1 protein-coding gene is annotated in these 14412 nt (G+C 74.2%); it reads left to right on the forward strand.

The window, feature by feature from the left end:
- The first annotated feature begins 154 nt into the window (after positions 1 to 154).
- A complete protein-coding gene (locus B7R87_RS31210; RefSeq protein ID WP_130585156.1) occupies positions 155 to 14404 on the forward strand; it encodes a type I polyketide synthase in 14250 nt (4749 codons plus the stop codon).
- Positions 14405 to 14412: the final 8 nt, after the last annotated feature.

The following is a 14412-nucleotide window of genomic DNA, read 5'->3' on the forward strand; positions in this document are numbered from 1 at the left end:
CTTGGGCAAGATCTGAACCGCAGGTCCGGCGGCGGTCCGCCCCGCGCCGGTCTGACGGGAAGCGAACGGGCAGGTGGACGCCCCTCGGCAGCGGGTGTTCTGCGGTGGTCCGGTGACTGGTGGTCGTGCTCGCCGCGAAGGAGTCCATAGATACATGGCGCACTCAACGGGTACGGGATCGCCCTTCCTCTGGACGCTGGTCGGCAGCGGCAGGAACGCGCTGGCAGCCGGTGCGCGCACCCTGCGCGAGCATCTCGCCGACCGTGACGACTGGCATCCGGCGGACGTCGCGCTCACCCTGGCCCGCACCGCTGCCCCCGGAAGCCTGCGGGCGGCACTGGTGGCGCATGACCGTGAGGGGTTCCTGGAGCGTCTGGACGCGCTCGCCGAAGGCCGGGGCATCCCCGGTCTGGCGGAGGGCACCCCGGCGACGCCGGAGCGGCGGATCGCCTTCGTCTTCCCCGGCCAGGGCGCGCAGTGGCCCCGGATGGCCGTGGACCTCCTGGACGAGTCGGCGGTGTACCGGGCGCGGATGGACGAGTGCGCGCAGGCCCTGGAGCCGTTCATCGACTGGTCGTTGACGGATGCGCTCCGCAACCCGGGAGCCGCGGGCGGGCCCGATGTGGACCGGCCCGACGTGGTGCAACCCCTGCTGTTCGCCGTGACGGTGTCGCTGGCCGCGCTGTGGCGGTCGTACGGGGTCGACCCGGACGCCGTACTCGGGCACAGCGTCGGGGAGGTCACCGCCGCCGCGGTCTCCGGCGCGCTGTCCCTGGACGACTGCGCACGTGTCGTCGCCCTCTGGAGCCGTGCCCAGGCGACCCTGGTCGGCCGGGGGGACATGGTCTCCGTGATGGCCCCGGTCCACGAGGTGGCGCCGCTGTTGGGGCGCTGGGACGGCCGTCTGGTCGTCGCCGGGGTGAACGGCCCCCGGTCGGTGATCGTCTCGGGCGACTGCGACGCCGCCGCGGAACTGCTCGGCGAGCTGGCCGCGGCCAAGGTGCACGCGCGGAGGATCGCGGTGGGGCTGGCCGCCCACTCCGCCCATATCGACGAGATCATCCCCCGGATGCGGACCGACCTCGCACCCCTGCGGCCGCTCGTACCGCGGCTTCCGTACTACTCCGCACTGACCGGGGGCCTGGTGGACACCCCCGTGCTGGACGCCGACTACTGGTGCCGCAATCTGCGCAGCACGGTCGAATTCCGGCAGGCGGCCGGGTCCCTGCTGCGGGACGGCCACGACGTACTGCTCGAAATCAGCCCGCACCCCGTGCTGACCTCGGCCCTCGCGGACTGCGTGGAGGAACGGGGAGCGGAGGCGGAGGTCCTCGGAACACTGCGCCGGGACCAGGGCGGACTCGGCCGGTTCCTGACCTCCCTCGGGGAGCTGTACGTGCGGGGCGTGACACCGGACCGGGAGGCGGTGTCCGCCGGGCAGCCCGCCCGCCTGCTGGACCTGCCGCTGTCGGTCCTCGACGCATCCGGCCCCGCCGACGGGACCCGGCCGGACGACGAGGAAGGGACGGACGCCGTCGCACTCCGCGCGGAGCTGACCGGGAGGGCCGAGCCGGAGCAGCGCGCCGTACTGCTGCGGCTGCTGGGGCGGGAGATTACGGCCCTGACCGGCCGGTCCGATCCGGTTGCCGGGGATCCGACCTTTCGCGATCTGGGGTTCGACTCCGTCACCGCGGTGGAACTGTGCAACCGGCTGAGCGCGGCGACGGCGGTGCGGATCCCTGTGACGGCGGTGTTCGACCATCCGAATCCGGCGGAGCTGGCCGGATACCTCCGTGCCCGGATCGTCGGCGACCCGTCCGCCGCAGGGCCGGAGCCGGCGGCGCCGGTGCGGGCCCCGGACGACGATCCCGTGGTGATCGTCAGCATGGGTTGCCGCTATCCGGGCGGCGTCAGCAGCCCGGAGGAGCTCTGGACGCTGGTGTCGAACGGCATCGACGCCGTCTCCGTGCTTCCCGCGGACCGGGGCTGGGACACCGTCGGCCGGTACGATCCCGCCCCCGGGACGCCGGGCCGCTACTACCAGCGTGAGGCGGGAACCCTCGACGCCGCCGGGTTCGACGCGGAGTTCTTCGGGATCTCACCGCGTGAAGCGCTGGCGATGGACCCGCAGCAGCGGCTGCTGCTGGAGACGGGCTGGGAGGTGCTGGAACGGGCCGGGATCGACCCGGCGGGCCTGCGGCGGAGCCGGACGGGCGTCTTCGTCGGGGCGATGACCATGGACTACGGGCCCCGTCTCGAACAGGGCACCGATCTCGGCGGCCATCTCCTGACCGGCAACACCGGAAGCGTCGCCTCGGGCCGGCTGGCCTACTCCCTGGGCCTGGAGGGAGCGGCGATCACCGTGGACACGGCGTGCTCGGCGTCGCTGGTGGCCCTCCATCTGGCGGTACGGGCGCTGCGATCGGGCGAGTGCTCGCTGGCACTCGCCGGTGGTGTGACGGTGATGCCCACCCTCGGCATGCTGGTGGAGTTCAGCCGACAGGGCGGTCTGGCGCCGGACGGCCGCTGCAAGGCCTTCGCGGCGGCGGCCGACGGCTTCGGTCTGGCCGAAGGCGTGGGGATGCTGCTGGTGGAGCGGTTGTCGGATGCCCGGCGGAACGGGCATCCGGTGCTGGCGGTGATCCGTGGTTCGGCGGTGAACCAGGACGGTGCGAGCAACGGTCTGACGGCGCCGAACGGTCCTTCGCAGCAGCGGGTGATCCGGGCGGCGCTGGCCGATGCCGGACTGGCGGCCGCTGATGTGGATGTGGTGGAGGCGCACGGTACGGGTACCCGGCTGGGCGATCCCATCGAGGCGCAGGCGCTGCTGGCGACGTACGGCCAGGACCGTCCCGCGGACCGGCCGGTACGGATCGGCTCCCTGAAGTCCAATATCGGCCACACCCAGGCCGCGGCCGGTGTGGGCGGTGTCATCAAGTCGGTGCTGGCCATGCGGCACGGGGTGATGCCGAAGACCCTGCATGTGGACGGTCCGACGCCGGAGGTGGACTGGTCGGCGGGCGCGGGCGAGCTGCTGACCGAGGCCAGGGAGTGGCCCGAGACGGGGCGTCCGCGGCGGGCGGGTGTGTCGTCCTTCGGTGTGAGCGGGACGAATGCGCATGTGGTGCTGGAGTCGGTTCCGGTCGAAGTGCCGGTCGAGACGCCGGGCGCCGTGCCGGGTTCGATGGTGTGGCCGTTGTCGGGGCGAGACGGTGCAGCGTTACGGGGGCAGGCGGCGGCGCTGGCCGCTCGGCTGGCGGCGGAGCCCGGGCTCGGGGCGCTCGACGTCGGCCACTCGCTGGCCGTGGGCCGTTCGCGGTTCGCCGAGCGGGCCGTCGTGGTGGGAGCGGACCGGGACGAACTCCTGACGGGAGTGGCGTCGTTGGCGGACGGTACGGAGTCGTCGGCTGTGGTGACGGGTGGCGGGGCGGTGTCGGGCCGCTCGGTGTTGGTGTTTCCGGGGCAGGGGTCGCAGTGGGTGGGGATGGCTGCGGGGTTGCTGGAGGAGTGCGGGGTTTTCGCGGGTCGGATGGCGGAGTGCGAGCGGGCGCTCTCGGCCTATGTGGACTGGTCGTTGACGGAGGTGGTGCGTTCGTCGGGTTCGCTGGATGCGGTGGATGTGGTGCAGCCGGTGCTGTGGGCGGTGATGGTGTCGTTGGCGGAGGTGTGGCGGTCGCACGGCATCGTGCCGGATGGGGTGGTGGGGCATTCGCAGGGTGAGGTGGCGGCGGCGTGTGTGGCGGGTGGGCTGTCGCTGGAGGACGGGGCGAAGGTCGTGGCTCTGAGGAGCCGTGCGGTGGTGGCGCTGGCGGGTCGGGGTGGGATGGCGTCGGTCGCCCTTTCGGCCGCGGAGGTACGGGAGCGGATCGGGGCCTGGAAGGGCCGGTTGTCGGTCGCGGCGGTCAACGGGCCCCGGTCGACCGTCGTGTCCGGTGATGCGGACGCGGTCACGGAGCTCCTGGAACAGTGCGAAGCCGAGGGGGTACGGGCCCGGCGTATCGAGGTCGACTATGCCTCGCACTCCGTACAGGTGGAGGAGATCCGCGAACGGCTACTCGATGATCTGCACGGCATCACTCCCGTCTCGGGCGCGCTGCCGTTCTGGTCGACGGTGACGGGTGGGTGGCTGGACACGGCGTCGCTGGATGCCGCGTACTGGTACCGCAGTCTTCGGGAGACCGTACGGTTCGAGGAAGCCACCCGCGAACTCCTCGCCGAAGGGTTCCGGTTCTTCGTCGAGCCGAGTCCGCATCCGGTGCTGGCGGTCGCGGTGGGGGAGTCGGTGGAGGCCGCAGCTGTGGACGCGGCGGTGCTGGGCACCCTGCGGCGCGGCGAAGGCGGGCTCCGCCAACTGCAGCTCGCCCTCGGCCAGGCGTACACCCAGGGGCTTCCGGTCGACTGGGAGCCACTGTTCGCGGGCACCGGCGCCCGCCGCGTCGACCTGCCCACCTACGCCTTCCAGCGGCGGGACTACTGGCTGACGGCTCCCGATCCCGTCCCGGCTTCCCCCGCCGCCGAAGACCGCTGGGACGACCTCGAACAGCAGGACCCCGCCCGGCTGGCCGATGCCCTGGGGGTCTGCCGAGACGCACTGGACGAAGTCCTGCCCGCACTGGCCGCCTGGCGGTCCGGCCGGGCCCGGGAACGGCGCGCGGACTCCTGGCGCTACCACGTCTCCTGGTCACCGCTCACGGCCGTCCCTGCCGACGGCCTCACCGGCCGCTGGCTCGCCCTGCGCCCCGAGAACGCCACCGCGGCGGCCGTCCTGGACACCCTCGGCGCCGTCGGGGCGGATCTCGTCGAATGCCGCGTCGACGACCCGGGCACGACCCGGGAACAACTGGCCGCACTGCTCAAGGAAGTCACCGGAGAGCAGCCGGTCACAGGGGTGCTCTCGCTGCTGTCCTGGGAGGAGCGGTTCCACCCCGGTCACCCCGATCTCCCCGGCGGGCCGGCCCTGACCCTCGCCCTGGTCCAGGCGCTGGAGGACACCGGGATCGACGCCCCGCTCTGGATACTGACCACCGGGACAGCGGTCCTGGGCGGTTCGGAGCGGCCCGGTCACGTCGGTCAGGCCGCGTCCGCCGCTCTGGGGCGGACGCTGGCCATGGAGCATCCGCACCGCTGGGGCGGTCTCGTGGATCTGCCCGAGGCACCGGACGAGCGGACCGTCCGCCGGCTCTGCGCGGTGCTCGCGGGAGCCGTACCCGACGAGGAACAGGTGGCGGTACGGTCCACCGGGGTCCACGGTCGCCGTCTTCGCCCCGCACCTCCGCGCCCCCTGCCGAAAGGCCGTACGGACCGCAAGGACCCCACGGACCGCACCGGCGCCGGGGCGCTGTGGGACTCCGACCGGCCCGGCACGGTCCTCGTCACCGGTGGCACCGGCGGCGTCGGCTCCCACACCGCGCGCTGGCTTGCGCGCCGGGGCACGCCCAGGCTGCTGCTGGTCAGCCGGCGCGGCGCCGAAGCACCCGGTGCGGAGGAACTCCGGACGGAACTGATCGCCCTGGGCACCGAGGTGGCCTTCGCCGCCTGCGACGTCGCCGACCGGGCCGCACTGGCGGAACTGGTCGCGGACATCCCCGCGGAGTATCCGCTCCGCGCGGTCGTCCATGCGGCGGGCGCCCTGGACGACGGCATGCTCGGCGCTCTCGACCCCGAGCGGCTCGCCTTCTCCCTGCGTGCCAAGCTGACCGCCGCGCAGAACCTCCACGAGGTCACCGCCGCCCACGACCTCTCCGCCTTCGTGGTGTTCTCGTCGGTGATGGGCGTCGTCGGCAGCGCGGGGCAGGGCAACTACGCAGCCGCCAACGCCGCCGTGGACGCCCTCGTCGCAGCCCGCCGCGCCGCGGGGCTGCCCGGTACGGCCGTGGCCTGGGGCGCCTGGGCCGGGCGCGGAATGCTCGCCGACGGTGTCGCCGTGCGGCTGCGGGACTTCGGCATGCCGGTGATGGAGCCCGAATCGGCGGTCACCGCGATAGGCCGGGCCTTCGCCGAGGACGATGCACTGGTCCTGGTCGCCGATGTCGACTGGCGGCGCTTCGCCACCGGTATGGGACTGCGCTCCACCGCTCTCCTGGCAGGGTTGCCGGAACCGGCCGCGGCAACGGCCTCCCCGGACATCGCCGTACCGCCGGTACGGGAAGAGGGCGATCCCGCCGGAGGGCTCCGGGAACGGGTGGCCGCTCTGCCCCGCCGCGAGGACCGGGCCGCGATGCTCACCGAACTGGTGCGTACCCATGCGGCCGCCGTGCTGCGCCACTCCGACACCGAAGCAGTACTGCCGGAGAAGGCGTTCTCCGTGCTCGGCTTCGACTCCCTCACGTCCGTGGAACTGCGCAACCGGCTCGCCGCCGCCACCGGACTCAAACTCCCGGCCACGGTCCTGTTCGACCATCCCACTCCGTCCGCGCTGGCCGGACGGTTGCTCACCGAGCTGGCCCTCCCCGACCCGGACCCCACCCACGGGACCGCGACAGCCGCCGAATCCGGGTCCGCCGCCGACCCGGCGGCCGGGCCCGGCCCGAACGAACCGATCGCGATCATCGGCATGGGCTGCCGCTTCCCCGGCGGAGTCGAACGCCCCGAGGACCTCTGGCGCCTGCTGTCGGAGGGCACCGACGCGATAGCCGACTGGCCCGCCGACCGGGGCTGGGACACCGGGGAGCTGTACGACCCCGACCCCGACCGGCCCGGCACCACCTACACCGTTCAGGGCGGTTTTCTGACCGGGGCCGCCGACTTCGACGCGGAGTTCTTCGGGATCTCGCCGCGCGAGGCCCTGGCGATGGACCCCCAGCAGCGGCTGCTGCTGGAGACCGCGTGGGAAGCCGCCGAGAGCGCCGGACAGGACCCCACCTCACTGAAAGACCGGCAGATCGGTGTCTACATCGGCACCAACGGCCAGGACTACCCCAGCCTGTTGGAAGGGGCCGAAGGGATCTCGGAGGGGCATCTGCTGACCGGGAACACGGCCAGTGTGCTGTCCGGGCGGCTGTCCTACGTCCTCGGCCTCCAGGGCCCCTCCCTGACCCTGGACACCGCGTGCTCGTCCTCCCTGGTCGCCCTGCACCTCGCCGTACAGGCGCTGCGGCGCGGCGACTGCGAGCAGGCCTTCGCGGGCGGGGTGACCGTGATGAGCACACCGAGGCTCTTCGTCGAGTTCAGCCGCCAGCGCGGACTCGCCGCCGACGGCCGGTGCAAGGCCTTCTCGGCGGAAGCGGACGGTACGGGCTGGGGCGAAGGCGCCGGAGTGCTCCTGCTGGAACGCCACTCCGACGCCCTGCGCCACGGCCACCCCGTACTGGCGCTGGTCAGCGGCACCGCGGTGAACCAGGACGGGGCCAGCAACGGGCTCACCGCCCCCAACGGGCCCTCCCAGCAGCAGGTCGTCCGCGCCGCACTGGCCGACGCCGCGCTGAGCGCCGACCGGATCGACGCGGTCGAGGCCCACGGCACCGGCACCAGACTCGGCGACCCCATCGAGGCGCAGGCCCTGCAGGCCGTGCACGGGCCCGGGCGCCCGGCGGACCGCCCGCTGTGGCTCGGTTCCGTGAAGTCGAACATCGGCCACACGCAGGCGGCGGCCGGGGTCGCCGGGGTGATGAAGATGGTCCTCGCGATCCGGCACGGCGAACTGCCGGGCACCCTCCACATCGGTGCGCCGAATCCGCACGTCGACTGGTCCGGCGGCGAGATACGGCTGCTCACCGAGCGGACGCCCTGGCCGGAGACCGGGCGGCCGCGCCGGGCGGGAGTCTCGTCGTTCGGTATCAGCGGGACCAACGCCCATGTGATCGTCGAACAGGCGCCGGACACGGTCGCCGTGCCCAGCCCCAGCCCCGGCTCCAGTCCCAGCCCCGGCCTTGCCGCCCCCGGGCGGCCCGGCCGTGCGACCGTACCCCTGCTGCTCTCGGCCGGGAACCCCGACTCGCTGCGGGACCAGGCCGAACGGCTCCTCGCCCGGCTCGACGCCGAACCGGGCGCCGCACTGGCCGACGTCGCCCACTCACTGGCCGTGGGCCGGGCCTCCCTCGAACACCGCGCCGCCGTTCTGGCCACCGACCCGGAGTCCGTACGGCGCTCCCTCACCGCACTCGCGCAGGGCAGGAGTTCGGGCGCGGTACTCACCGGAGGCACCGGACGGCCGGGCAGGACCGCCTTCCTCTTCCCCGGGCAGGGCAGCCAGCGGGCCGGTGCCGGTGCCGAGCTCTACCGCGACGACCCCCTGTTCGCCGACGCCCTCGACGAGGTGCTCACCGCGCTCGACCCGCACCTCGACCTGCCGCTGCGCGACCTCCTGTTCGCCGCACCCGGCAGCGACGGAGCAGAGCTGCTCGAACGCACCCGCTACACCCAGCCCGCGCTGTTCGCCCTGGAGACGGCGCTGTTCCGGCTGGTCCGGCAGTGGGGGGTGCAGCCCGATCTGCTGATGGGGCACTCGGTCGGGGAACTCGCCGCCGCCCACGCGGCCGGTGTTCTGGACCTGCCCGACGCATGTGAGCTGGTGGCGGCCCGGGGACGGCTCATGGACGCACTGCCCGGCGGCGGCGCGATGGTCGCCGTCGAGGCGGCCGAGGACGAGGTACGGCAGACACTCCGCGAAGACGAGGCCGACCGGGCCGCCACCGGGACGCACCCCGGCCCCGTCCCCGTGGATATCGCCGCCGTCAACGGGCCCTCCTCCGTGGTGCTGTCCGGCGACGCGGACGCGGTGCACCGACTCGCCGAAGTGTTCCGCGCCCGCGGCCGCCGCACCCGGGCCCTCAACGTGAGCCACGCCTTCCACTCCGCCCGGACGGAAGGAATGCTTGACGCGTTCCGTCAGGTCGCCGAGGGACTGACCTATCACCCGCCCCGGATCCCGGTCGTCTCCAACCTGACCGGGCTGACGGCCACGGCCGGCGAACTCTGCTCACCGGACTACTGGGTACGCCATGTCCGGGCCACCGTGCGCTTCCTGGACGGCGCCCGCCGACTGAGGGCCGAGGGCGCCACGACGTACCTCGAACTCGGTCCCGGCGGAGTGCTGTCCGGGATGGTCCACGCCTGCCTGCCGGACCCCGGCGACGGCGGGACGGTCCCGCTGCTGCGCGACGGCCGCGGCGAGGTGGACGCGGTCCGCGCCGCACTCGCCTCGCTGCATCTGCGTGGCGTCCCGGTGGACTGGTCGACGGGCTGGAGAGGCACCGCGGTCCGGCGGATCGACCTGCCCACCTACGCGTTCCGGCGACGGCGCTTCTGGCCGGAGCCCGCGCCCGCGTCCCGGCGCCCCGGCCCCCGGCCGGACACCGCCGGCCCCGGCCGCTACCGCATCGACTGGCAGCGGTCCGCCGAGCCCGTACCGGCCCGGCTCACCGGACGGTGGCTGCTGGTCACCCCGGACGGGCCGGGCACCGATGCCACCGCTCACGCCTGCGAGCAGGCGCTCGCCGGACACGGCGCCGACGTCGTGGTCGTCCGGGCCGGAGCCGCTGCCGAACGCGGTGAACTGGCCGCACTGCTGCCCGCGGAATCCGGTGGACTCACCGGCGTACTGTCCCTGCTGGGCCTGGCCGAAGGCCCCCATCCGGCCCTGGACACAGTCGACGCCGCCCTGACCGGCACCCTGCTCCTGATCCAGGCCCTCGGTGACAGCGGGACCGAAGCGCCGCTGTGGTGCGTCACCCGCGGTGCCGTGGCGACGGACGGCACCGAGACGGTCCGGCCCGAACAGGCCCAGATCTGGGGACTGGGACGGGTGGCAGCACTGGAGCACCCCCGGCGCTGGGGCGGACTGGTCGATCTGCCGGCGCAGCTGGACGCCCCGGCACTGGACGCGCTGTGCGCGGTGCTGGCCGGACTCGACGGCGAAGACCAGATGGCCGTACGTCCCCGGGGACTGCTCGCCCGCCGGCTCGTCCACGCCCCGGCCGAAACCCCCTCGGGCCCGCCCTGGACACCCCGGGGCACGGTCCTGATCACAGGAGGCACCGGAGGCCTGGGCGCCCAAGTGGCGCTCCGGCTGGCGGAGCACGGCGCGGAGCACCTGGTGCTGCTGAGCCGCCGCGGCCCCGAAGCACCGGGAGCCGCCGCACTGGTCGCCGCACTGGCCGCACTCGGCAGCCGCAGCACCGTACTCGCCTGCGACGTCGCCGACCGCACCGCGCTGGAAAACGTCCTGGAACAGCTCCACGGCGAGTGCGACACCGTACGCGCGGTGGTGCACGCGGCAGGGCTCACCTCCGACACCCCGATCGCGGACTGCACACCGGAGGAACTGTCCGCGCAGACGGCGGCCAAGACCCGCGGCGCGGCACACCTCGACACCCTCTTCGCCGACCACGACCTGGACGCCTTCGTCCTGTTCTCGTCCATCTCGGGCATCTGGGGAAGCGGCGGCCAGGGAGCGTACGCCGCGGCCAACGCCTACCTCGACGGTACGGCGGCGGCACGGCGCCGCCGGGGCCCGGCGGCGACCTCGGTGGCCTGGGGCCCCTGGGCCGGGGCGGGCATGGCCGACGGCGCGGTCGGCGACGCCCTCCGCCGGCACGGCCTGGTCCCGATGGCACCCGCGTCGGCGCTCGCCGCGCTCGATGAGGCACTGCAACAGGGCGACGGGGAAACGGTCGTCGCTGTAGTGGACTGGAGCCGCTTCACCCCCACATTCACTTCGGTACGGGACAGTGCGCTGCTGCGCGGCCTGCCGGAGGCCGCGGCAGCGCAGACGTCCGCCGCGACCGGTACGGCGGCGGGCACGAGCCCGGACCCGGCGTGGCGGGAGCGGCTGGGGCGGCTCTCCGCACCGGAGGGCCGGAAGCTGCTGCGGGAGCTGGTCCGCGGCGAAGCCGCCGCCGTCCTGGGCCACGAGTCCGCCGACGGCTTCGCGCCCGACCGTCCCTTCCGCGAGGCGGGCTTCGATTCGCTCACCGCCGTCGAACTCCGCAACCGGCTGGTCGCCGCCACCGGGCTGCCGCTCACACCCACCGCCGTGTTCGACCATCCGACCGCCACCGCCCTCGGCACACACCTCTTCGCCCGCCTCGGAGGTACGGACGACACCGCCCCCGCCCCGGCCACGCCCGCGCCCGTGCCCGCGGCGCCCGGCGAGCCGCTGGCGATCGTCTCGATGGCCTGCCGCTTCCCGGGCGGCGTCCGCTCGCCCGAAGACCTGTGGCAGCTCGTGGCCGACGGAGTGGACGCCATCACGGACCTGCCCGCCGACCGTGGCTGGCCACTGGACCGGCTCTACGACCCGGACCCCCTGAACCCCGGCACCTTCTACACCACCGGAGGCGGTTTCCTGACCGGGGCCGCCGAGTTCGACGCCGAGTTCTTCGGGATCTCGCCGCGCGAGGCGCTGGCGATGGACCCCCAGCAGCGGCTGCTGCTGGAGACCAGCTGGGAGGCGCTGGAACGGGCCGGCGTCGACCCCGCCTCGGTACGCGGCAGCGAGGGCGGCGTCTATGTCGGCGTCGCCGCCCAGGGCTACGGCACCGGGCCCCAGGACCCGGCCGCCGAAGCCGAAGGACACCTGCTCAGCGGCACCGTGACCAGCGTCGCCTCGGGCCGTATCGCCTACACCCTCGGACTCGGCGGCCCCGCCGTCACCGTGGAGACCGCCTGCTCCTCCTCCCTGGTGGCACTGCACCTGGCAGGCCAGGCACTGCGCTCGGGCGACTGCTCGTTCGCCCTCGTCGGCGGCGCAGCGGTGATGGCGAGCCCCGATGTCTTCGTCGAGTTCAGCCGCCAGCAGGGACTGTCGCCCGACGGCCGCTGCCGCTCCTTCGCCGACGGCGCGAACGGCACCGGCTGGGGCGAGGGAGTGGGCGTACTCCTGGTCGAAAGGCTGTCCGACGCCCGGCGCCTCGGGCACCCGGTGCTCGCCCTGGTGCGGGGCACGGCAGTGAACCAGGACGGCGCCAGCAACGGCCTGACTGCACCCAGCGGCCCCGCGCAGCAGCGCGTGATCGGGACCGCGCTCGCCGCCGCGGGGATCTCCGGCGCCGACGTCGACCTCGTCGAGGCGCACGGAACCGGCACGGTCCTCGGCGATCCGATCGAAGCACAGGCCCTGCTGGCTGCCTACGGTCAGGACCGGCCCGCCGGGCGGCCGTTGTGGCTCGGATCGCTGAAGTCCAACATCGGCCACACCCAGGCCGCCGCGGGAGTGGCCGGTGTCATCAAGACGGTGATGTCCCTGCGGCACGGAGTCCTTCCCCGGACCCTGCACGCGGAGGAGGCGTCGAGCCGGGTGGACTGGTCGGAGGGCGCGGTACGGCTGCTCGCGGAGGCCCGCCCCTGGGACGCCCCGGACGGGGACCGGCCGCGCCGGGCCGGAGTCTCCGCGTTCGGCATGAGCGGCACCAACGCCCACGCCGTCCTGGAGGCGGCACCCGACGCCGCGGCCACGACGGTCGGCGGGAACGCAGGAGACCCGCCGGGGGACGCCGACCGGACGGTCCCGTGGCTGCTCTCCGCCAGGACCCCGGCCGCCCTGCGGACCCAGGCCCGGCGGCTCGCCGAGCAGCTGCGGGCGAACCCCGCCCAGGGGCCCGCCGCGCTGGCCCACGCCCTGGCCACCACCCGTACCGCCCTGCCCTGCCGGGCGGCCGCCACCGGCCGCAGCCGCGACGAACTCCTCGCCTGGCTGGACGCCCTCGCCACCGGAGAGCCCGCGCCCCACGCGGTACAGGACCGTATCCGCGGCGGCCGTACCGTATTCGTCTTCCCCGGCCAGGGCTCGCAGTGGACCGGCATGGCCGCGGAAATCCTCGGCACCTCGGAAGCGTTCACCGCGGCAGTCGCCGACTGCGAGCGCGCCCTTGCCCCGCACACCGACTGGTCCCTGACCGAGGTGCTGCGCGGCGCCCCCGGCGCACCGTCCCTCGACCGTGTGGACGTCGTCCAGCCCGTGCTCTTCGCCATGATGGTGGCACTGGCCGCCCACTGGCGCGGCACCGGTGTCGCACCGGACGCGGTCGTGGGCCACAGCCAGGGCGAGATCGCCGCCGCCTGTGTCGCAGGGGCCCTGTCCCTCGACGACGCCGCACGCGTGGTGGCGCTGCGCAGCCGGGCGCTGCTACGGCTGGCGGGCAGCGGCGGCATGGTGTCCGTCGCCGCCTCCGCCGACAGAACCGCGGCCCTGCTGCCCGAAGCCGGACGCAGCTGCGTGGCCGCCGTGAACGGCCCCGACTCCGTGGTCGTCGCGGGCGAGCCCGAAGAGCTGTCCGCCCTGCTGGCGGCCTGCGACCGGGAAGGGCTGCGGGCCCGGACGATCCCGGTGAACTACGCCGCCCACTCGGCACAGGTCGCCGAGGTCGAGGACGAACTCCGCACCGCACTGGCCGGGATCCGGCCACGGGCCTCCGCGATCCCCCTCTACTCCACGGTGACCGGCGAACCCGTCGCCGGAGAATCACTGGACGCCGACTACTGGTACCGCAATCTGCGCGAACCCGTCGACTTCGCGGGAGCCACCCGCAGCCTGCTGGAGTCCGGACACACCCTCTTCGTCGAGGTCGGTCCGCATCCGGTGCTGCTCGCCGGAATCGAAGCCGTGGCCCACGAGGCCGGACGCGGCGTATCGGCGGTCGGCACCCTGCGGCGCGGCGACGGCGGCCGGGACCGGCTGCTGACCTCGCTGACCGAGGCCTGGGCGAGCGGCGGCGGCCCCGTCGACTGGCCGGCCTGGACCGCGGCGGCCGCCGGACCGGCCGCTGCGGCTCATGTCCCGCTGCCGACCTACCCCTTCCAGTACGAGCGGTACTGGCTGCCCACACCCGGCCGCAGCGGCCCGCCCACCGCCGCCGGAGCCGCCGCGGAGCCCGTGGTGGCCGAGGTGGCCGAGGTGGCCGAGGTGGCGGTGCCGGACGACGACACCACCCCGGCCGAGCGGCTGGCGGCCCGGCTGGCCCCGCTGGACCGGCAGGCACGCCGACAGACGATCCTCGGCCTCACCATCGGCCATGCGGCCGCGGTCCTCGGACACCCGGGAACCGGTCCGGTGCGCCCCGAACGCTCCTTCGCGGAAGTCGGTTTCGACTCCCTGCTCGTGGTCCGGTTCCGGAACCTCCTGTGCGAGGCCACCGGACTGGACCTCCCGCCGACGATCGTCTTCGACCATCCGACCCCCGCCGCGCTCGCCGCCCATCTGGATACGGAGCTGTCCAGCGCCCCCCAGGAGCCTCCGCCGCTGCTGGCCGAGCTGGACCGGCTGGCCGCGACCCTCGCGGCGGTCCCGCCCGGCACGGAGGGCGCCGACGAGGTCGGGGACCGGCTGAACGAACTGCTGCGCACCTGGGCCCTGCGCACCGTACCCGTGGGCGGCCCGGCGTCCCCGCCCCCACCGGTGGACGACGCCGCGACCGCGACGGCGGACGAGCTGTTCGCCCTGCTCGACAACAACTTCGGCATGTCCTGAGAGGGAGC

The sequence above is a fragment of the Streptomyces tsukubensis genome, assembly GCF_003932715.1.
GTDB classification, from domain to species: Bacteria; Actinomycetota; Actinomycetes; order Streptomycetales; family Streptomycetaceae; genus Streptomyces; species Streptomyces tsukubensis.